The 20,892-nt window shown below is 72.5% G+C and carries 14 protein-coding genes and 1 pseudogene; 6 read left to right on the forward strand and 9 right to left on the reverse strand.

The window, feature by feature from the left end:
- Window positions 1–19: 19 nt before the first annotated feature.
- Both HUT16_RS08175 and HUT16_RS08180 read left to right on the forward strand, forming a co-directional pair.
- Complete coding sequence (locus tag HUT16_RS08175) at window positions 20–661, forward strand: hypothetical protein (RefSeq protein WP_176186894.1); 642 nt, start codon at window positions 20–22, stop codon at window positions 659–661.
- Window positions 662–667: 6 nt separating this feature from the next.
- Window positions 668–1,198 carry a hypothetical protein gene (locus HUT16_RS08180; protein WP_176186896.1) on the forward strand — a complete coding sequence of 177 codons (531 nt, stop codon included), beginning with the start codon at window positions 668–670 and terminating at the stop codon, window positions 1,196–1,198.
- A 5-nt stretch (window positions 1,199–1,203) separates the two neighbouring features.
- On the opposite strand, the gene HUT16_RS08185 is transcribed toward HUT16_RS08180, so the two are convergent.
- The 3 genes from HUT16_RS08185 to HUT16_RS08195 form a co-directional block, all read right to left on the reverse strand.
- Entirely contained in the window at window positions 1,204–1,536 is a 333-nt protein-coding gene (locus tag HUT16_RS08185) for a YnfA family protein (protein ID WP_176186898.1), read from the reverse strand.
- Between the two features lie 69 nt (window positions 1,537–1,605).
- A complete protein-coding gene (locus HUT16_RS08190) occupies window positions 1,606–3,228 on the reverse strand; it encodes a metallophosphoesterase family protein (protein ID WP_176186900.1) in 1,623 nt (540 codons plus the stop codon).
- 117 nt (window positions 3,229–3,345) lie between these two features.
- Window positions 3,346–4,110, reverse strand: a complete 765-nt coding sequence (locus tag HUT16_RS08195; protein ID WP_176192555.1) for an aminotransferase class IV — start codon at window positions 4,108–4,110, stop codon at window positions 3,346–3,348.
- 94 nt (window positions 4,111–4,204) lie between these two features.
- On the opposite strand from HUT16_RS08195, the gene HUT16_RS08200 reads away from it, so the two are divergent.
- Window positions 4,205–4,705, forward strand: a complete 501-nt coding sequence (locus HUT16_RS08200) for a DinB family protein (protein ID WP_176186902.1) — start codon at window positions 4,205–4,207, stop codon at window positions 4,703–4,705.
- Window positions 4,706–4,736: 31 nt separating this feature from the next.
- On the opposite strand, the gene HUT16_RS08205 is transcribed toward HUT16_RS08200, so the two are convergent.
- From HUT16_RS08205 to HUT16_RS08215, 3 genes are all read right to left on the reverse strand, one after another.
- Window positions 4,737–6,395, reverse strand: a complete 1,659-nt coding sequence (locus HUT16_RS08205; protein ID WP_176186904.1) for an FAD-binding dehydrogenase — start codon at window positions 6,393–6,395, stop codon at window positions 4,737–4,739.
- A 151-nt stretch (window positions 6,396–6,546) separates the two neighbouring features.
- Window positions 6,547–8,979 carry an endonuclease/exonuclease/phosphatase family protein gene (locus HUT16_RS08210; protein WP_254897705.1) on the reverse strand — a complete coding sequence of 811 codons (2,433 nt, stop codon included), beginning with the start codon at window positions 8,977–8,979 and terminating at the stop codon, window positions 6,547–6,549.
- Window positions 8,980–9,257: 278 nt separating this feature from the next.
- A complete protein-coding gene (locus tag HUT16_RS08215) occupies window positions 9,258–10,349 on the reverse strand; it encodes a HoxN/HupN/NixA family nickel/cobalt transporter (RefSeq protein WP_176186906.1) in 1,092 nt (363 codons plus the stop codon).
- Window positions 10,350–10,648: 299 nt separating this feature from the next.
- Here HUT16_RS08215 and HUT16_RS08220 point away from each other — a divergent pair, with 299 nt between their 5' ends.
- The 3 genes from HUT16_RS08220 (at window position 10,649) to HUT16_RS08230 (ending at window position 16,963) form a co-directional block, all read left to right on the forward strand.
- Entirely contained in the window at window positions 10,649–12,979 is a 2,331-nt protein-coding gene (locus tag HUT16_RS08220) for a glycosyl hydrolase family 18 protein (protein ID WP_254897706.1), read from the forward strand.
- Between the two features lie 232 nt (window positions 12,980–13,211).
- Window positions 13,212–14,405, forward strand: coding sequence for an esterase family protein (locus HUT16_RS08225; RefSeq protein ID WP_254897707.1), 1,194 nt, complete (start codon window positions 13,212–13,214; stop codon window positions 14,403–14,405).
- 146 nt (window positions 14,406–14,551) lie between these two features.
- Window positions 14,552–16,963 (forward strand): glycosyltransferase family 39 protein, encoded by a 2,412-nt coding sequence (locus HUT16_RS08230; RefSeq protein WP_254897708.1) that lies wholly within the window; start codon window positions 14,552–14,554, stop codon window positions 16,961–16,963.
- Window positions 16,964–17,085: 122 nt separating this feature from the next.
- Here HUT16_RS08230 and HUT16_RS08235 read toward each other — a convergent pair whose 3' ends face one another.
- The 3 genes and pseudogenes from HUT16_RS08235 to HUT16_RS39170 form a co-directional block, all read right to left on the reverse strand.
- A complete protein-coding gene (locus HUT16_RS08235) occupies window positions 17,086–17,838 on the reverse strand; it encodes an HNH endonuclease family protein (RefSeq protein WP_176186908.1) in 753 nt (250 codons plus the stop codon).
- Between the two features lie 1,049 nt (window positions 17,839–18,887).
- Window positions 18,888–19,160: pseudogene (locus HUT16_RS38030) on the reverse strand (transglycosylase family protein); the annotation flags it as partial.
- Between the two features lie 151 nt (window positions 19,161–19,311).
- Complete coding sequence (locus tag HUT16_RS39170) at window positions 19,312–20,877, reverse strand: GDSL-type esterase/lipase family protein (RefSeq protein ID WP_176186910.1); 1,566 nt, start codon at window positions 20,875–20,877, stop codon at window positions 19,312–19,314.
- Window positions 20,878–20,892: the final 15 nt, after the last annotated feature.

A 20,892-nucleotide genomic window follows, 5' to 3' on the forward strand; every position in this document is an offset into this window, starting at 1 on the left:
GACCCGCCGCGGCGAGGAGTTGAACGGCGTCGTCTGGGGCGAGGCACTCGCGGCGAAGGCCCTCTCCCGGCCGGGCTTCGGCGGCGCCGCCACCGTCCGCCGGCTGATCGCCGGGCTGGAGACCGACGACGAACTCCTCCTCCGGTGCCTGATCACGGTGCTCACCGCGCTCCGCCCCGCCGAGGCGGTCGAACCGCTGCTCGCCGCCCGGGCCCGGCTGCTGCGCGAACGCGGGCCGCTCGGCTACGCGTTCGACGAGCTCGGGGCCGCCGCCGTCGGAGCGATGACCCCCGCCCACCTGCCGCTCGCCCTGCGCCTGTTCGCCGGAGCCGAGCCCGGAACCGAACCCGGAGCCGAGGCCGTACCGGAGGACGTGGAGGAGGAGCTCGGCGCGGAGGACCACCTGCGCCGCTACCTCGCCGACTTCCTCCGCGGCTTCGACGACCCGGCCGCCCGCGCGGCCGTCGGGCGGTACGACGCCGAGACCGAGCGGGCGACCCGCGCGCGGCTGAGCGCCCGGGCCGGCACGTCCGGGCCTGTGCCGAAGGGGTGCTGCGCGGCGTTCCGATTGCCGATCGGTAACGAACCCGTCACTCGAACTCCACCGGTCGCACACACTCGGAAGGATGGCGACCCGTCCCGAGCCTCCCCTCCGAGATGAGCCGTCTTGTCCCTCTCCCTCCGCCTGCGCCGGGCCTCCGCCGCCGGCGCGCTGCTGGCCGCCGCCCTGTTCGCCACCGCCTGCGAACCGACCGACCAGGCGGCGCCGCCCTCCCCGGCCGCCACCCGCAGCAGCGCACCCGTCGCGAGCCCGACCCCGTCGCCGTCCCCGTCCCCGACCTCCAGCCCGACGCCGACCCCGTCGCCCACCCCGTCGCCGACGCCGACGCCCGAACCGACCGTCGCGGCGACCACCGAGGCGCCCGCGCCCGCCGCCGCCACCCCCAAGGCGGCGTCCACTCCCAAGGCGGCGTCCACCCCCACCGCGGCCCGCACCACCAGCAAGCCGCCCGCGCCGACCCCGACCCCGGCGCACACCCAGCAGGCGGCGGCCTGCCACCCGCTGTCCAACGCGGGCAACTGCTATAAGGCGGGCCAGTTCTGCCGCCCCTCCGACCACGGGGTGTCGGGCACCGACGCCTCCGGCCGGGTCATCGTCTGCGTGGACAAGAACGGCTGGCGCTGGATCGCGTCCTGACACCCCTACCGGCGCGGCCCGTACATGATCACGCCGACGCCGGCCAGGCAGATCAGCACCCCCAGCACGTCCCAGCGGGTGGGCCGGAAGCCGTCCAGCAGCACGCCCCACAGCAGTGAGCCCGCCACGAACACTCCGCCGTACGCGGCCAGCACCCGGCCGAAGTCCGCGTCCGGCTGGCGGGCCGCGGTGAAGCCGTACAGGCCCAGCGCCACCACCCCGAGCCCGGCCAGCCACCACGGGCGGGACTCCCGGACGGACTGCCAGACCAGCCAGCAGCCGCCGATCTCCAGGACGGCGGCCAGGGCGAACAACAGGATCGAACGGGCGGTGCTCACCGCCCCACCCTAGACGGCGCTCGCCCCGGGCCAGGCAGCACCTGGTCCGGGGCGAGCGCCGACCCGCCGTCAGTGGCCGTGCTCGCCGCGGCCCGCGCGGCGGACGATCGAGTAGTGGTCGATCCGGCTGCCGTCCTCGGCCAGCGCGGTCACCTTCATGGTGGTGTTCGCGCCGCGGTGCGCCGGGGTGACGTCCACCTTGACGAAGGAGTAGCCGGTGTAGCGGACCCGCGACCAGTGCACCGTCTCGGGGACCTTCACCGCGCCCTTCTCGAAGTGGTACGTGACCACCTCGTCCTGGTGGTTCTCGTGGCCCTCGTAGCTGTCGGGGGCGTCGAAGGAGTACAGGCTGCGGCCGGCCGCGCCCGCGGTCACGTAGACCACGCCGTCCTTGACCGGGTCGACCGTCCCGCCGCTCGGCACCGCCTTGGAGACCTTGTCGCCGAGGATCGCGTCGGTGCGCTCGTAGACGTGGTTGTGGCCGTTGACGACCAGGTCCACCCGGTACTTCTCGAACAGCGGCACCCAGGCCTCCCGGACCCCGCCCTCGGAGGCGTGCTGGTGGGTGGTGGAGAAGGCGCAGTGGTGGAAGAAGACCACCACGAAGTCGACCGTCTCGTCCGCCCGCAGCTCGCGCAGCTTCCGCTCCAGCCACCGGGTCTGCTGCCCGTTGGTGTAGCCGAAGTTGACCGGGATCTCGTACGAGACGTCGTTGGCGTCCAGCGAGATCACGCCGACGTTGCCGTAGGTGAAGGAGTAGACGCCGGGGGCCCGGCGCGGGTCCGGGCCGTTGGTCGGCAGGGTGAAGCGGGCGTCGTCGCCGCCGTAGCCGTTGTGCGAGTACCAGGCCTCCATGTCGTGGTTGCCGTAGGAGACCATCCACGGGATCCTCGCGGACACCGGCTCGGTCTGCGCCAGGAAGGCGTCCCAGGTCAGCGCGTTGAACGCGGAGCGGTCGCTGTCCAGGCCCTGGCCCATCGGGTCGGCGTAGCAGATGTCGCCCGCGTGCAGGTGGAAGACCGGGTTCTGCGCCAGGATCACGTTGTCGTTGCCGGCCGCGTGCGCGGAGACGCCCTGGTCGCCGAAGGCGGTGAAGGTGAACGGCTCGAACGGCCGGCCCCGGCGGCCGTCGCGGGACGGCGCGGTGGTGAAGGTCTTCAGGGTGGAGATCGACTGCTGCGAGGCCGGGTCGAAGCCCTCGTGGCCGACGCCGTAGTAGTAGGTGGTGCCCGGCTGCAGGTGGTTCAGCTCCACGTGCAGGTAGTACTGGTCGACCGGGACGCCGCCGTCGACCAGGGCCGGGGTGTGCAGCGCGCGCACCTCGGCCTCGATCTTGTTGCTGAGCTCCCAGGGGTGGCGGCCGAAGCGCAGGAACGGCTTCCGCACCGCCGCCGGCACCTGCCAGGACACCCGCATCTGGGTGCCGGCGTCGGCGCCGAACTGCAGGTGGCGGCCGGTCGGGGCGACCAGCGAACCGTTCACCCCGGCGGTGGTGGAACCGGGCTTCACCGGCTGGTCGGCGAACGCCGTGCCGGAGCCCAGCGCCCCGCCGACGGCCAGCGCGCCGACCGTGACCGCGCCGGAGCGCAGCAGGGTGCGGCGGGACAACTTGCTGCGCAGGTACTCGTGCTGCTCCGCCATGCTCATGCGTGCGGCGAGTTCGGCGGGCACGCCCATGTTCGGGATATCCATGCGCGGGAGACTGTCAGCGGCCGGTGGCCTGCGCCCTGATGGTCGGTGAACGAGCGTCATCGTCCCGGTCTGGCGCAGCACATGATCCGACCATGTGATGGCAAAGCCGCAGCCCCGCTACAGCCGCTCCCCCGGCACCGCCAGGTACGCCGCGCGCAGCCGGGCCACCCCTGCGGTGTCGAACGGCCGCCCGTCCACCGCCGCCACCGGGCGCACGCCGACCGCCGCGTTGGTCGCGAACACCGCCTCCACGCCCGCCAGTTCCGGCCCCACCCGCTCCTCGGCGCCCCCGCACTCCGCCCGCAGCAGCGCCATCGCCGTCCCCGCCAGGTACGCCCCGCGCGGCCACAGCGGCTCGCCGCCGCGCAGGAAGCCGACGTTCCACGTCACGCCCTCGGTGACGCCGCCGTCCCGGTCCACGAACAGCACGTCGTCGTACCCGGCCTGCTGGGCCAGCCGGCGCTGGCGCAGCGCCCCGAACAGCGCCACGCTCTTCACCTCCGGCAGCTCCCGCTCGAAGCGCGCCGTCCGCACCCGGATCGGCCCCGGCACCCCGCTGCCCACCGGACGGGCCGTCACCAGCACCCGCGGTTCGGCCTTCCCGCCGATGCTGCCCAGGTCGATCGCCGGGTCGAACAGCGTCACCCGCACCGCCGCCGTCCCCGCCGCGGGCACCGCCCGGCGGGCGAACTCCCGCACCCGCGCCCGGTCCGGGACCACCCCGAACAGCGCCGCGCAGTCCCGCTCCAGCCGCTCCAGGTGCAGGTCGAGCCCGCGCACCCGGCCGTCCTCCACCAGCATCGTGGTGAAGTGCCCGTAGTTCGTCAGCGCCAGCACCTGCAACTGCGCCGCCGTCACCGGCCGCCCGTCCAACTCCGCCACCGCGGCTCCTGCGTTCACGCCCCCATCTTGGGGGAGGCCGGGGGCGGTCCGGAAATCGCGTGCCGCCCGCCCGGCGGCGGGCTAGGTTCGCGGGATGACGAAGATCGAGAGCCAGCGCCGTCCCGTCCCGTTCGCCGACGGGGGCGAGCTCGACACCGCGCTCGCCTTCCTGGGCTTCGCCCGGGAGTCCGTGCGGAAGAAGACCGAGGGGCTGGGCGAGGAGGAGCTGCGCCGCGTCCTGGTGCCGACCGGGACGAACCTGCTGGGGCTGGTGCGGCACCTGACGGCGGCCGAGCGCTACTGGTTCGGCCACCACGTGGCGGGCCTGGCCGAGTACGAGGACGTCGACTTCGGCATGGCCGTCCCGGCGGACGTCCCGGCCGACCGGGTGCTGGCCGACTACCGGGAGGCCTGCGCGGACAGCGACGCGATCGTCCGCGCCGCCGCCGGCCCGGACGCCCCGACCGCCACCCCGGTGGGCCCGGAGCCCCGTTCGCTGCGCTGGGTGCTGGCCCACATGACCGGCGAGACCGCCCGGCACGCCGGTCACGCCGACATCCTGCGCGAGCAGCTCGACGGCACCACCGGCCGCTGAGCCGCCCGCGCCCCGGCGGGCCCGCCGCGGGTCAGGCGGTGGCCTTCGCCGCCGCCCGGCCGGCGGCGCGGCCGGAGAAGAGGCAGCCGCCGAGGAAGGTGCCCTCCAGGGAGCGGTAGCCGTGGACGCCGCCGCCGCCGAAGCCGGCCGCCTCGCCGGCCGCGTAGAGGCCGTCCAGGACGCTGCCGTCGGCGCGCAGGACCCGCGAGTCGAGGTCGGTCTGGAGGCCGCCGAGGGACTTGCGGGTGAGGATGTTGAGCCGGACGGCGATCAGCGGGCCGGCCTTGGGGTCGAGCAGCCGGTGCGGGCTCGCGGTGCGGATCAGCTTGTCGCCGAGGTAGCGGCGGGCGCCGTGAACGGCGGTGACCTGGAGGTCCTTGCTGAACGGGTTGGCGATCTCGCGGTCGCGGGCCTCGATCTCGCGGCGCAGTTCGGCGCCGTCGATGGCGGGGGCGTCGCCCTGCCGCTCGTTCATGCCGCGCACCAGTTCCTCCAGGGTGTCGGCGACCACGAAGTCCGGCCCGTGCTGCTTGAACGCCTCGACCGGGCCGGTGGCGCCGGGCAGCGCGCGGCCGAGCACCTGGCGGATCGAGCGGCCGGTGAGGTCGGGGTTCTGCTCGGAGCCGGAGAGCGCGAACTCCTTCTCGATGATCTTCTGGGTGAGCACGAACCAGGTGTGCTGGTGGCCGGTGCGCATGATGTGTTCGAGGGTGCCGAGGGTGTCGAAGCCGGGGAACAGCGGAACGGGAAGGCGCTTTCCGGTGGCGTCGAGCCAGAGCGAGGACGGGCCGGGCAGGATCCGGATGCCGTGCTTGGCCCAGATCGGGTTCCAGTTCTCGATGCCCTCGGTGTAGTGCCACATCCGGTCGCCGTTGATCAGGTGGCCGCCGGCCTCGCCCGCGACGTCCAGCATCAGGCCGTCGACGTGCGCGGGGACGCCGGAGAGCAGCTTGGCGGGCGGGGTGCCGAGCCGCTCGGGCCAGGCGGCGCGGACCTTGTCGTGGTTGCCGCCGATGCCGCCGGAGGCCACGATCACGGCCTGGGCGCGCAGTTCGAAGTGCCCGGCGACCTCGCGGGAGCTGGCCTCGCCGCGCTGCACGGCGGACGGGGCGAGCACCTCGCCGCTGACGGTGTCCAGCGCCCCGGCGCTGGCGGCGAGGCCGGTGACCCGGTGCCGGAAGCGCAGTTCGACCCGTCCGGCCCGCACGGCCTCGCGGACCCGGCGGGCGAAGGGCTCGACGAGGCCGGGGCCGGTGCCCCAGGTGATGTGGAAGCGCGGCACCGAGTTGCCGGGCCCGGAGGCCAGCAGCCCGCCGCGCTCGGCCCAGCCGACCACCGGGAACAGCCGCACGCCCTGCCCGTGCAGCCAGGAGCGCTTCTCGCCGGCCGCGAAGTCGACGTACGCCTCGGCCCAGCGGCGCGGCCAGGCGTCCTCCGCGCGGTCGAACCCGGCGGTGCCGAGCCAGTCCTGCCAGGCGAGTTCGCGGGAGTCCTTGATCCGCATCCGGCGCTGCTCCGGCGAGTCGACCAGGAACAGGCCGCCGAACGACCAGTGCGCCTGCCCGCCGAGCGACCCGGCGGGCTCCTGGTCGAGCAGCAGCACCTTCCGTCCGGCGTCGGCGAGTTCGGCGGTGGCGGCCAGGCCGGCGAGGCCCGCTCCGATCACGATGACGTCGGCGTCGTAGGCCATGCGGGCGCGTCCTTCCAGACCTGGCTCGGGGGTGCCCCGATCCTCCGGCCTGCACGCCTTCCGGTCAACCCACGGGTAACTTCCGGGTGCCCCGGAGAAGAGGCGGCAGCCCCCGCCGGGCCGGGCGGGGGCTGCCTGGTGCGGGACGGCGTCAGGGCTTGATCCGGACCACCTGCGGGTCGTGGTCGGAGGCCTGGGCGGCGAACTCGCTGTTGATGTGCACCACGTCGTAGTGGGTCTTCTTGGGCTTCAGCGCGGGGCTGACCAGGATGTGGTCGAGCACCTGCGAGTTGCCCTGGTAGACGTAGGAGTAGCGCTCGTTCGCGGGCAGTTCGCCGACCAGGTCGCGCAGCACGCCGTCCTTGGTCAGGGTCTGGAGCGCGGGCGAGAACTGGTAGTCGTTGAAGTCGCCGAGCGAGACGATCCGGGCCTTCGGGTCGGCCTTGAGCAGCTTGGCGACGAAGGCCTGCTCGACGGTGGCCTGCTTGACCCGCTGCACCTCGGAGGAGCGGGTGGGGGCCTGGAAGCGGCTGTCGATGCCCTGGTCGCCGCCCTTGCTGTTGAAGTGGTTGGCGATCACGAAGACCGGCTTGCCGCGGAACTCGAACTGGCCGACCAGCGGTTTGCGGCTGGCGGTCCAGGCCTCGTTGCCGGGGTCGATCCGGCCGGGCGAGGCGGTGAGGCGGGTCTTGTTCTTCTTGCCGGTGACGTCGACGGCGGTGGTGGAGGTGCCGCCGGGGATGTCGGTGAAGGAGACCCGGGCCGGGTTGAACAGGAACACCTGGCGGATGTTGCCGCCGGGCTCGCCGCCGTCCTGGCCGTCGACCGGGTCGATCGAGCGCCAGTCGTAGGCGGGGCCGCCGGCCGCCTTGATCGCGTCGATGAAGGTCCTGACCGTGGTGGCGGCGCCCACCGTGCCGTCGTTGACGGCGCCGTTGTCGTCCTGGATCTCTTCCAGGGCGACGATGTCGGGCGAGCCCAGGTTGGTGACGACGCCCTTGGCGAGCTGGGCGAACTTCTCCGGGCCGTCGCTCGGGTCGAGGTTCTCGACGTTGTAGGTGCCGATGGTCAGTTCGTTCTTCTTGCCCTGCTGGGCGACCTCGGGCTTCAGCCCGTTGTCCTTGACCGTGCCGAGGGTGTTGGCGGCGATGGTGTAGCCGCCGAACTGGTTGTAGTCGAGCGGGCCGGCGGTGGCGCCGGTCAACCGGTCGCCCACGTTGGCGACCGGGAAGGGCTGCTCGGTCAGCGGCGGCAGCGACTGGACCATGATCCGGCCGTTGTTGGGCTTGTCGTAGCCGAGGTAGACCACGCCGCCGCGGGCGGTGCGCGGGTCGGTGGCGAGGGCGTCCACCCACAGCTCGTTGTACTTGTCGGTGGCCTGCACCACCGGCACGTCGGCGACCTGGACGTTCATGCCCTCCAGCGACTCGTAGAGGTCGAGGGCGTACTTGGCCGGGTCCAGCAGCAGCGCGTCGATCGAGCCGCCGCCCGCGTCGGGGGCGTAGGCGGCCGGTATGTTCGCGGCGTTCAGCACGACGGGCGCGGGCACCGGGTTGCCGGAGGAGAGCACGGCGGTGGTCGGGCCGGTCAGCTCGGTGACCGACTGCGAGCCGCCCGAGCTGTTCGGGTAGTACTCGCTGACCTTGCCGGTGACCAGCACCGAGTCGCCGGCCTTGACGGTCGGGTTGGCGGAGCCGGTGTAGACGAACACGCCCTCGCTGGTGGCCGGGTCGGCGTCCGGGTTCGGGTCCTGGATCCAGAAGCCCTTGGTGCCGTACCCGCGCACGCCGGTGACCACGCCGGGGACGTTGGTGACGGTCTGGCCGTTCTTCGGCGAGACCCGGGTGGTGCCCTGGATGTCGTGGATGCGCAGGTCGCCGGGGGTGCCGGGCGGGGTGGTCGGCGGGGTGGTGGTGCCGCCGGTGGTCTCGCCCCTGGAGTTGGTCGGCGTCGGGTCGCCGGCCGCGAGGTCCTTGGCGTTGTCGTCGGTGTCGGCGAGCGCGGCGCCGCGCGCCACCGAGGCGGTGTTGGACGCCCCGGCCGCCGGGCTGCCCTCGCGGACCACGGCGGTGCCGAAGCCGACCAGGTCGACGATCCGCGGGTCGGCCGCGCAGTCGGCGGCGGTCTTGCAGGTCAGCGCGGCGGTGCCGTTGACCAGCGCGACGGTGCCGGAGGTGGCGGACAGCGCCAGGTTGCCGCTCGCGTCGGCGGCCGGCAGGTCGGCGGTGCCGCCCGCGCCCGCGCCCTCGGCGACCAGGTAGCGCCCGCCGGGGGCGACCGACCCGCTCAGCGCGGTGACGCCCCACTGGCTGGAGCCGCTCGGGCTGCCCGGCAGGTACTGCACGCTGTAGCCGGACAGGCCGAAGGCCGCACCGGACGGGTTGCCCAGCTCGATGAAGTCGTTCTTCAGCGTCGCGCCGGAGTTGCCGCCGCCGCCGTACACCTCGGCGATCACCGCGCCGGTGGACGGCGCGGCGAACGCGCCCGGCAGCGGGACGGCCAGCAGGGACGCGGCGACCGCGGCCGTCGAGGCGACGCGCAGCAGGGTGCGGCGGGAGCGGCGGGCGGGAGTGGGGCTGGGCACCGTTGCGGGGCTCCTTCGTGGCAAGGCCGTGGCCCGGGGCCGCGCGGGCTCCCCGGGTGGTGGTGAGGGTTCGTCAGAAGGCCGTTCGCCGGGATCGGTTCGGACGCTCGAACGGACCCCGGCGGACTACTCGCGTAGATCCGAGTCCCGAAGATACGCGCGTAGAAGTTGACGCGACAAGGGTGCCGACGTGAACAGTTCCCGACACGCGGACGGTTCCGGACACGCGGACAGGGGCGCCCCGTCCGGGACGCCCCCTCCTGACCGCCGTCCGGCTGCTACGCCTGCTTGCTCAGCGCCGCGCCCCACTTCTGCTCGACCCGGCCGAACTTCCAGAACGCCAGCGCCCCGGCCCAGGTCACCACGAACAGGCCGACGATCACGTAGCCCACCAGGTTCAGGTCCAGCGCGCCGATCCAGCCGATCGGGCCGCCGGTGATGTCCAGCTTCTCCGAGGCCAGTTGGACCAGCTCGATCACGCCGATCACCAGCGCCACGATCACCGACAGGCCGGTCACCGTCAGGTTGTAGTAGATCTTCCGGACCGGCTTGGAGAACGCCCACTCGTAGGCGAAGTTCATGAACGAGCCGTCGATGGTGTCCAGCAGGCTCATGCCGGCCGCGAACAGGACCGGCAGCACCAGCAGCGCGTACCAGGGCAGCGAGAACGCGGCCGCGCCGCCCGCCAGCACCAGCAGCGAGACCTCCGTCGCGGTGTCGAAGCCCAGCCCGAACAGCAGCCCCACCGGGTACATGTGCCACGGCTTGGTCACCGCCCGGGTGACCCGGCCCAGGATCCGGTTCAGGAAGCCGCGCCGGTCCAGCTGCCGCTCCAGCTCGGCCTCGTCGAAGTCGCCCTGGCGCATCCGCCGGAACACCTTCAGGATGCCGTTGAACGCGCCCAGGTTGATCAGGCCGATCAGCACCAGGAACGTCCCGGAGACGCTGACGCCGATCAGGCCGGTGACGTCGTGCAGCGTCGAGTCGTCCGACTCCACCTGCCCGGCGAGCGCCCTGATGCCGAACGCCAGCAGCGCGCACAGGCCGAACACGATCGACGAGTGGCCCAGCGAGAACCAGAAGCCCACCGAGAGCGGGCGCTTGCCCTGCCCCATCAGCTTGCGGGTGGTGTTGTCGATGGCCGCGATGTGGTCCGCGTCGAAGGCGTGCCGCATGCCCAGGGTGTACGCGGTCAGCCCCATCCCGGCCCCGAACACCTGCCCGCCCACGTCGTAGTGCTTCGGCGCGATCACCGCGAGCAGGGTCACCCACCCCACCACGTGCAGGAGCAGGACGAACCCGCCCATCCCGGCGAGCCGGATCCACTCCTCCCGGGTGAGCCGGTCGCGCAGACGGCTGGGCGCTGCCATGGGGGTTCCCTCCGGGGTGGTGACGGTGCGGTGCGGGCCTTTGAGCTGGGCCATCCTTCCGCTTATATGCACGCAATTGCAAGTCATGTGCAACTGCGAGCCGGGGGCGCACGCCGGTCCGCGCCCCCCGCCGGGACTGATCGGAAAGGTTCCTGACGGTTCGTGGGCCGAAATCCTTGACCCGGGTGAATGGTCCAGTCCAATCTAGGTGACGCGCTCACCCCAAGCGCGCAGGCTCCCACCTGGTCCCCACGGCCGCCGCACCTACCGGACAACCCCACTTCTCCGGAGGTTCCTCCATGCTTGAACGGGCCACGCCCGCACCCGAGTCGACCTCGCGCCGGGCTCCCTCCCGGCGCCGCGCGGGCGCCCTCGTGGTGGCCGCCGCCATGACCGTCGGCTCCACCGCCCTGGCGCTCTCCCTCGGCTCGGCTTCCGCCGCCACCGTCAACCTGCTGGCCAACGGCGACTTCGAGGCCGGCTCGCTGAGCGGCTGGACCTGCACCAACGGCTCGGTGGTCGGCACCCCCGTGCACGGCGGGTCGTACGCGCTGAACGGCAACGCCACCGCCTCGGACACCGGCCAGTGCCAGCAGGTCGTCACCGTCCAGCCGAACACCAAGTACACGCTCTCGGGCTTCCTCAAGGGCAGCTACGTGTACCTGGGCGCCACCGGCACCGGCGTGAACGCGTCCACCTGGACGCCGGGCGCCACCACCTACACCCAGCTGAGCACCACGTTCACCACCGGCGCGTCCACCACCTCGGTGACGGTGTTCACCCACGGCTGGTACGGCACCGGCGCCTACCAGGCGGACGACCTGGTGCTGACCGGCCCGGGGACGAGCACCACCACCCCGACCGCCTCCGCCAGCGCCTCGCAGAGCGCCTCGCCGAGCCCGTCGACCTCCACCTCGGCCTCGCCGAGCCCGTCGACCTCCGCCTCCCCCAGCCCGTCCACCTCGACCTCGGCCTCCCCGTCGCCGTCCGCGAGCTCCGGCACCGGCAACGGCCCGGCGGGCGACGGCAAGATCACCGTGCCGGGCGGGGTCTCGGTCACCAGGACCACCTCGAACGCGGTGGTGCTGAAGTGGAGCGCCTCGACCGACTCCACCGACAACTACGTCGGCTACAAGGTGTGGTCGAAGGGCCAGCTGGTCGGCACCTCGATGGGTACCAGCATCGCGGTCTCCTCGCTGCTGCCGAACACCTCGTACACCTTCAGCGTGCAGGCGTACGACAAGGCCGGGCACGCCTCGCAGCAGTCCGCCGCGGTGACCACCTCCACCACCGCCGCGCCCGCCGCGAAGCCGCTCAAGTCGGCGTACTTCGACCAGTGGTCGGTGTACGACGCCGCCTACTACCCGAAGAACGTGGACACCTCGGGCGCGGCCGCCAAGCTGGACGTGATCTCCTACGCGTTCGAGAACATCCACCCGACCAACCTCAACTGCTTCGAGGCGGTCAAGGCCTCGGACGCAAGCCACGAGGACAACCCGAACGCGGGCGACGGCGCGGCCGACGCGTACGCCGACTACCAGATGGACTACTCCAACGCCATCTCGGTCGACGGCTCCACCGACGACTGGCAGCAGCCGCTGAAGGGCAACTTCAACCAGCTGCGCCAGCTCAAGGCGAAGAACCCGAACCTGCGGATCACCCTCTCGCTGGGCGGCTGGACGTACTCCAAGTACTTCTCCGACGCGGCGGCCACCGACGCCTCGCGCAAGAAGCTGGTCTCCTCCTGCATCGACATGTTCCTGAAGGGCAACCTGCCGACCAACGTCGCGGGTGACGCCTCCGGCGGCGCGGCCAGCGGCGCGGGCATCTTCGACGGCATCGACATCGACTGGGAGTACCCGGGCTCGGCCGGCGGCCACACCGGCAACCACTACTCGGCGGCCGACAAGCAGAACTTCACCGCGCTGCTCGCCGAGTTCCGCAGCCAGCTCGACTCGTACGGCGCCAGCGTCGGCAAGAAGTTCCTGCTCACCGCGGCGCTGCCGTCCGGCCAGGACAAGATCCAGTACATCGAGACCGACAAGATCGGCTCGTACCTGGACTACGCCGACATCATGACGTACGACATGCACGGCTCGTGGGACGCCACCGGTCCGACCAACCTCCAGGACCCGCTGCACGACAGCCCGGCCGACCCGACCACGCCGATCGCCCCCGGCACCGCCAAGTACAACGTGGACACCACGCTGGCCGCGTACACCACCGGCCTGCCGGAGTACGGGATCAAGGGCGGCTTCCCGTCCAACAAGATCATCCTGGGCATCCCGTTCTACTTCCGCGGCTGGACCGGCGTCCAGGCCGGTGACAACTACGGCCTGTACCAGAAGGCCACCGGCGCCACCCCGGCCAAGCCGGGCAGCCAGGAGGCCGGCCTCGCCAGCTGGCGCGAGCTCACCCTCACCGCCCAGAACACCCACTGGGACCCGGTGACCGAGAGCACCTGGGTCTACGACGGCACCAACTTCTGGACCGGCGACGACCCCAAGGCCATCCAGGCCCGCGCCGCGTACGCGAAGAACAAGGGCCTGGGCGGCATGTTCGCCTTCGCCCTGGAGAACGACGACAACAACTCCACGCTGCTGAACACCATCTCCAGCAGCCTGGGCTGACGCCGCACCGCGCACCGGCGGCCCGCCGCACCCTCCCCACGGGTGCGGCGGGCCGCCGCCGTCGCAGCCCGGCAGGGCGCGGCGGCGACCCGGACGGCGGGCTCCCGGTCGGGCGGCTCGTGGGCCGTGCCGTACGCGCGGGTTGGGGCCCGCTTGGGCACCCCTTGGCGAAACCGTGAACCGGCTGGGAGCCGGCTGGGAGTTCGGTGAAGGCGTACCTTACGATCATCGGGTGCCCAGCCTGACCGGACTCCCGCTGCAGATCATCGCCGCCCTGGTGGCCGTCGCCGCGTTCGCCGCCACCATGTGGCTGTGGCCCCGGCTCGGCGGGCGGGGCTGGCGCGCCTGGCTCGGCCGGCTCGGGGCGTTCTTCGGGACGCAGCTCGCGGTGCTGGCCGCGATGGGGCTGGTCGCCAACTCGTACTTCGGCTTCTACTCGACCTGGAGCGACCTGCTCGGCCTGGACGGCAGCCCGGGCACCGTGGTCGACCACCAGCCGGGCGGCCGGGCCGTCTCGGTGACCGGCGAGCAGAAGATGTACTCCGCGCAGGGCTCCGCCCAGGACCGCTCCGGGGTGATCCAGCGGGTGGAGATCCGCGGCAGCGGCTCCGGGCTGACCGGCACGCCCGCGTACGTCTACCTGCCGCCGCAGTACTTCCAGCCCGCGTACGCGAACAGCCGGTTCCCGATGCTGCTGGCGCTGTCCGGGTACCCGGGCACGCCGGAGAAGCTGATCTCGCTGCTCCAGTACCCGGCGTCCACCCTGAAGGCCATCGAGGCCCGGGAGATGCCGCCCACCGTGCTGGTGATGATGCGGCCCACCCTGGTCGGCAACCGGGACACCGAATGCATGGACGTGCCGGGCGGGCCGCAGGTGGAGACCTTCTTCACCGAGGACCTGCCGAAGGCGATGGCGGCCTCCTACCGGGTCGACGACCGGCCCGAGTCGCGGGCCGTGATCGGCGACTCGACCGGCGGCTACTGCGCCGTCAAGTTCGCGGTGCGCAAGCCGGATTCGTACCGGGCGGCGATCGCGCTGTCCGGCTACTACGAGGTGCACAACGACCCCACCACCGGCGACCTGTTCGGCGGCAGCGAGCAGGTCAAGCAGGACAACGACCTGCTGTGGCGGCTGCGCACCCGGCCCGCGCCGCCGGTCTCGCTGCTGCTGGCCACCAGCCGCAACGAGGAGAACTACCGGCCCACCCAGGAGATGGTGGCCGCCTTCAAGGCCCCGACCCGGCTGTCCACCATCACCCTGGACAGCGGCGGCCACAACTTCCACACCTGGACCCGCGAGATCCCGCCCGCCCTGACCTGGCTCGGCACCCGGCTGGCCCCGCCCACCCCGGACCCGGCCGGACACCCGGCCCGGCCCGCCGCGGACCTTTCACCCGCCACGGACCTTTCGCCCGCCGCGGGCTGACGGGGCGTCAGGGCGGGAGCCCCTCCCGACCGGACCGCCGCCGGGCCCCTCCGCCGAGGCGCACGTCACCCGTTCGCCGGGAGATTAGAGCGGCCTCATACCCCCCTCTCATCAACCTCTCAGCCTGGTCTCGGAGCGTATGGCCCATGACCACGTCCAGTTCCGTTCCTCCGACCAGCGAGCCGTGGCCCGACGCCGCGAACTACCCGCCACCGGCGGTCGCGGCCGACGCCGCCGCCGGGCCGACCGAGTGGCCCGCCGCCGCGCCGCTCCCGCCCGCCGGGGCCGAACGCGAGCGGCCCGCTGAGACGCTGTTCCCGCCCGTCGCACTGCCGCCCGTCGGCCCCGAGGGCCGGTCCTCCTGGGCCGGCCGGCTGCGCACGCTGCCCGCCCGCACCTGGCGGGGGCGCGAGGACGACCCCCGCTGGGTGCGTCCGGCGTTCCTCGGCCTGCTGCTGGCGACGGCGGTCCTGTACTTCTGGAACCTGACCGCCTCCGGCTGGGCGAACTCCTTCTACTCGGCCGCCGTCCAGGCCGGCTCGGTCAGCTGGAAGGCGATGTTCTTCGGGTCCTCGGACTCGGCGAACTTCATCACCGTCGACAAGCCGCCGCTGGCCCTGTGGCCGATGGCGCTCTCCGCCCGGATCCTCGGCCTCAGCTCGTTCAGCGTGCTGGCCCCGCAGGTGCTGATGGGCGTCGGCACGGTCGCCACCGTGTACGCGACGGTGCGCCGCCGCTTCTCCGCGCTCGGCGGCCTGGTGGCCGGCGGCGCGCTGGCGCTGACCCCGATCGCGGCGCTGATGTTCCGCTTCAACAACCCGGACGCGGCGCTGGTGCTGCTGCTCACGCTGGCCGCGTACGGCGTCGTCCGGGCCACCGAGACGGCCTCCACCCGCTGGCTGGTGTTCGTCGGCACGATGCTCGGGCTGGCCTTCCTCGCCAAGACGCTCCAGGCCTTCCTGGTGCTGCCCGCGTTCGCCCTGGTGTACCTGGTCTGCGCGCCGACCACCCTGCGCCGGCGCTTCCTGCAACTGCTGTACGGCACCGTCGCGATGGTGCTGGCCGGCGGCTGGTGGGTCGCGATCGTCGAGCTGATGCCGGCCTCGGCCCGCCCGTACATCGGCGGCTCGCAGGACAACTCCTTCCTCTCGCTGACCTTCGGCTACAACGGCTTCGGCCGGATCACCGGCGACGAGACCGGCTCGGTCGGCGGCGGGGGCGGCGGCCGGATGGGCGGTGGCGGTGGCGGCGGCGGTGGCATGTGGGGTTCCACCGGCATCACCCGGCTGTTCGACGGCGACATCGGCGGGCAGATCGCCTGGCTGATGCCCGCCGCGCTGATCCTGCTGGTCCTCGGCCTGTGGGCGACCCGCCGCTACCCGCGCACCGACTCGGCCCGGATCGCCTTCCTGGTCTGGGGCGGCTGGCTGCTCTCCACCGCGCTGACCTTCAGCTTCATGTCCGGCATCTTCCACCAGTACTACACGGTGGCCCTCGTCCCGGCGGTCGCCGCCCTGGTCGGCATGGGCGCGGACGGCCTGTGGAAGGTCCGCCACCGCCTGCCGTACGCCGCGGTGCTGGCCGTGACCGTCCTGGTCACCGCCTGGTGGGCGCGCCAACTGCTGGGCCGCAGCGCCGAGTTCGTGCCGTGGCTGGGCAACGCCGTGCTGGTCGGCGGCATCCTCGCCGCGCTCGGCCTGCTCTTCTCCGGCCGGATCTCCGGGCCCGCCGGACGCCGGATCGCCACCGTCGCGGGCCTCACCGCCCTCGCCGCGGGCCTGGCCGGGCCCACCGCGTACGCCCTCGACACCGTCTCCACCGGCCACAGCGGCTCCATCGTCACCGCGGGCCCGGCCGTCCAGAGCGGCGGCTTCGGCGGCCGCGGCGGCTTCCCCGGCGGGGGCGGCGGCCGGGCGGGCGGCAACCGGACGGGCACCTTCCCGGGCTTCCCGGGCGGCGGCCGGAACGGCGGGACCGGCACCGGGAACATGCCCAACTTCCCGGGCGGTACCGGCACCGGCGGCACGGGCACCGGCGGCGCCAACGGCATGCCCGGCTTCCCCGGCGGCAACGGCGGGACCGGCACCGGCACTTTCCCCGGCGGCACCACCGGCGAGGACGGCCGGACCGGTCGCGGCGGCTTCGGCGGCATGGGCGGTATGGGCGCCGGCGGCATGGGCGGCCTGCTGAACGGCGCCCGGGTCTCCTCCGAGGTGGCCGAGCTGCTCAAGCAGGACGCCGACGAGTACACCTGGGTGGCGGCCGCGGTCGGCTCGCAGAACCAGGCCAGCTACCAGCTCGCCAGCGGCGAGCCGGTGATGGCGCTGGGCGGCTTCAACGGCAGCGACCCGTCGCTCTCCCTGGACGGCTTCAAGCAGTTGGTCGAGGAGGGCAAGGTGCACTGGTTCATCGGTGGCGGCGGCATGGGCGGCGGCAGCATGGGCGGCTCCAACTACTCCTCGGAGATCGCCTCCTGGGTGGAGTCCACCTTCACCGCCAAGACCGTCGGCAGCACCACCATGTACGACCTGACCGCGACGCCCGAGTCCGGCAGCTGACCCGGGCGCGGGCCGCCGACCCGGGCGCCCGTCCCCCGAGAACGCCCGGGGCCGTTCGGACTCCCCTCCCCCAGGGAATCCCGAACGGCCCCGGGCCCTTCCGCGTCCCTACCGCCGCGGGCTCAGCCGCCGCACAGCGAGAGCATGGTCTTCTTGTCGGCGGGCGTCACCGGCAGCTGGTACTTCAGCGACACCTGGGCCCACCGGATCGCGTACGAGCAGTGCACCGCGGTGTTGGCCGGCAGCCAGCTCGCCGGGCCGGAGTCGCCCTTCGAGGCGTTCTGCGAACCGTCGGCGGGGATCAGGTTCAGCGGGTCGTTGGCGATCTGCACCCGCTTGCCCTTGTCCCACTGGGCGGCGCCCTGCTGCCAGTCGTAGGACAGCGGCATCACGTGGTCGATCTGGATCTTCGACGCCTGCTGCTTGGTCCACTGCACCGTCTTGCCGGTGTACGGGTCCCAGATGGTCATCCCGGTGACCACGCAGGCGGAGCCGTCCTTGTGCTCGACGCCCTTGCCGTCCCGGGCCAGCACGTCGTCCCGCGTCCCGCAGTTGTTGTGCCCCAGCGGCACGCCGTCCACGTTGTCGGTCCACGCCGGCCCGAACTGGTCGCGGTCGTAGCCGGTCTTCGGGCCGGGGTCGGCGGTCTTCACCTTGGCGATCAGGTCCCGCCCGGCCTTCTTGTCCGCGTCACTGCTGACCGGCGCCAGCCCGGGTTTGGTCCCGTCCGGGTTCTGCAGCGGGTTCGTCCCCTGGGACACCGCCCCCGGGCTGTTGCCGGCGCCACCGCTCCCCTTCTTCCCGCTGGTGCACCCGGCGAGGGCGAGCGGACCGAGCAACAGGACGGCTACGACGGCGGTACGGCGGGATCGCACGGTGTTCCTCTGCGACTGGGCGACTCTGACGGCCCACCAGGAGACCAGCCTCGCTCCCCCCGGTCAAGCCGACCGGGACGCGGCATGACGCACCTCACAAAGCGGGCAAATACCGACCGGGCCCGAGCGCGATGGCATCGGACCCGATCGATCGTGGAGCCGGAACCGTTCCGGGACGGTTCGCACCGTCACCGTCAGAGGTTGTACCAGCCGCCCCAGGTGGAGTTGCTGTAGTAGACGTCCTGGCTGTGGGTGAGGCCGTCGGTGGTGTGGGCGTAGAGGTAGACGTTCTGGCCGCTGCCCAGGGCGTCGAGCTGGTCGACGAGGCTGCCCGACCTGCTGGCCCAGCCGTTCCAGCTGCCCATCGCGTTGCCGTCGGTGCTGTGCAGGAGCCCGTCGTTGGTGGCGGCGTACAGGTGCACCGTGCCACCCGTGGTGGTGGCCGCCGCGAGCTTCTTGACCTGGCTGCCGTCAATAATGTTCCAGCCGCTCCAGACGCCCGCCGCGTAGTCGCCGTCGTTCTCGTGCAGCAGACCGTCGTTGGTCACCGCGAACAACCGGACCGTGTCACCCACCGCCGTACCCACCAACTGCTTGACATTGCCACCCGTCAGGTCGTACCAACCCGTCGAGAAGGCGTCGGTCACCGGATCGAGGTCCGCACTACGGGGCGCACCGTTCTGCAGCACCGCGTACAGCCGGATCTTGCCCGCCACGGTCACCGCGTCCATGTCGACGACCAGACTCCCCGGAATGGTGTGCCACCCGCCCCAGGAACCCGTGCTGTAGTCACCGATCGTCTCGCGCAGCGTCCCGTCCTGCATCACCGCGAACAGGTGCACCCGACTACCCTCCGCCGCCGCCGTCAACGAAGCCACCAGACTCCCGTCCAACGGCTTCCACCCGTCCCACCCACCACTGGGGTAGTGCCCGTCATCGATCCGGATCCTCCCGTCCGACGTCACCTGGAACACGTGCCCCACACCGTTGATCATCACGGAGGTGATCTGGCCGCTCTGCGGAGCCAGACCCGACGGCGGGGCGGGGTAGGGGTCGATCCCGTCGTTGGTCAGCCCGCCGGCACCCGCGCAGCTCCACTGGCCCGGGCCTGCGGCGCGCAGGACCTTCTCGGCTATCAGGATCTGCTGCTGCTTGGTGGCCAGGTCGGCGCGGGCCGCGTACTGCGTTCCGCCGTACGCCTCCCAGGTGCTCTGCTTGAACTGCAGTCCGCCGTAGTAGCCGTTGTTGGTGTTGATGCTCCAGTTCCCGCCGCTCTCGCACTGGGCGACCTTGTCCCACGTGGCGACCGAGGCGGCCTGGGCCGGTGCGGTCACCACCAGGGAGCAGCCGAGTGCCGCGAGCACCGTGGCGGCGAGGAGTGCGGACTTTCCGGTACGGATCTTGCCGGGCATGCTGGGTCCTTGGGTGAGGAGGGAGTGGTCGGCCACGCGGGCGGGCGGCGCGGCCGCGGGGTCAGAGGTTGTACCAGCCGCCCCAGGCGGGTCTGCCGTAGTCGGCATCCTGGCTGTGGGTGAGGCCGTCGGTGGTCGAGGCGAAGAGGTGAACGGCGTCGCGGTCGGCGGAGGCGGCGAGGTGGGCGACCAGGCTGCCGGGCCGGGAGGTCCAGCCGTTCCAGCGGCCGGTGCTGTAGTCGCCGTCGGCGCTGTGGAAGAGACCGTCCTGGGTTCCGGCGTACAGGTGGACGGTGTCGTTGGTGCCGGCGGCAGCGAGCGAGGTGACCAGGCTGCCGCCCAGGTCGTGCCAGCCGGTCCAACTGCCGGCGCCGTAGTCACCGTCGTCCGTGTGCAGCAGGCCGTCCTGAGTGACCGCGTACAGGTGCACGGTGTTGCGAGTGGTGGCCGCGACCAGTTGGGATACCTGACTGCCGCCCAGGTCGTGCCAGTCGGTCCAGGCACCGGTGCCGTAGTCCTGGTCGGCGGTGCGGGGCACGCCGTTCTCCCGCAGCACGGCGAACAGGCGCACGGTGGTACCGGTGGCCGCACTGGTGATGCTCTCGATCCGGCTGCCCGGCAGGTAGCGCCAATCGCTCCAGGCACCGGTGGCGTAGTTCTTGTCGGCGGTGTGCAGCAGGCCGTCCTGGGTGACCGCGTAGAGGTGCACGGTGTCGCCGACGGCCGTGGCGGAGAGCGAGACCACCAGGCTGCCGGGCAGCTGTTGCCAGCCGTTCCAGGCTCCGGCGTCGTAGTTCCCGTCGTTGGTCTCGATGTGGCCGTCGGCGGTGACCCGGTACAGGTGGGCCGTGTGACCGGTCATCGCCGATGCCAGCAGGGGCCCCTGCGGGATCGGGGCGCCACCGCTGAACCAACCGCTGCTGTAGTCCGCCTGGAGGGCCCCGTAGAAGGTGCGGGCCATCCGCGCGTAGCCGGAGTCGTTGGGATGCAGTCCGTCCACCATCTCGGGCACGGACGCGCCGGCGGTCGCCAGGGCGGGGCCGTCGACGAAGGTGAAGTGCCTGCCCTGCTGCTGTTCGACCGGCGCGAGTTGACGCATCCGGTCGTTGTACTGGGCGAGTTGGCCGGAGGTCAGTTGGTTGTTCAGCCCCGGCGAGGTCGGGACGACGCCCTGCATGATGACGGTGATGCCGGGGCGGTCGGCGAAGATCCGGTCGACCAGTGCGGTGGCGCGGTCCGCAGCACCGGCCTGGCTCCCGTGGTCGAGGTCGTTGGCTCCGACGTGGAGCAGGACGACGTCGGGCCGGGCCATGGCGAGCCAGCGGTCCACGCTCGCCCGCACCTGGTCGATGCTGTAGCCGCTGTGCCCCTCGTTCTCGGCGTCGCTGCCCGGGCCGTTGCGCATCGAGCCGACGAAGTCGACGGTGTAGGCGGACTGCTGGGCGATCAGATCGGCCAGCGGCTGACGGTAGCCGCCACCGGTGGCGCTGCCCACGCCCCAGGTGATGGAGTCGCCGAGCGGCATGACACGGACGACGTGCGGTGCGGGGGCAGTGGCCGCGGAAGCGGCGGTGGGAACGGCCGGGGCCAGCAGGCATGCCGAGGCCAGGGCGATGAGACGCTTCACGGATTCTCCTGGAGC

Origin of the sequence: Kitasatospora sp. NA04385 (assembly GCF_013364235.1) — a bacterium.
Classification (GTDB): domain Bacteria; phylum Actinomycetota; class Actinomycetes; order Streptomycetales; family Streptomycetaceae; genus Kitasatospora.

Coding starts and splice junctions, on each gene's coding strand:
- HUT16_RS08205 (WP_176186904.1), bottom strand. CDS start 6,395: ATGGCCTACGACGCCGACGTCATCGTGATCGGAGCGGGCCTCGCCGGC.
- HUT16_RS08190 (WP_176186900.1), bottom strand. CDS start 3,228: ATGGATATCCCGAACATGGGCGTGCCCGCCGAACTCGCCGCACGCATG.
- HUT16_RS08220 (WP_254897706.1), top strand. CDS start 10,649: ATGCTTGAACGGGCCACGCCCGCACCCGAGTCGACCTCGCGCCGGGCT.
- HUT16_RS08230 (WP_254897708.1), top strand. CDS start 14,552: ATGACCACGTCCAGTTCCGTTCCTCCGACCAGCGAGCCGTGGCCCGAC.
- HUT16_RS08215 (WP_176186906.1), bottom strand. CDS start 10,349: ATGGCAGCGCCCAGCCGTCTGCGCGACCGGCTCACCCGGGAGGAGTGG.
- HUT16_RS08200 (WP_176186902.1), top strand. CDS start 4,205: ATGACGAAGATCGAGAGCCAGCGCCGTCCCGTCCCGTTCGCCGACGGG.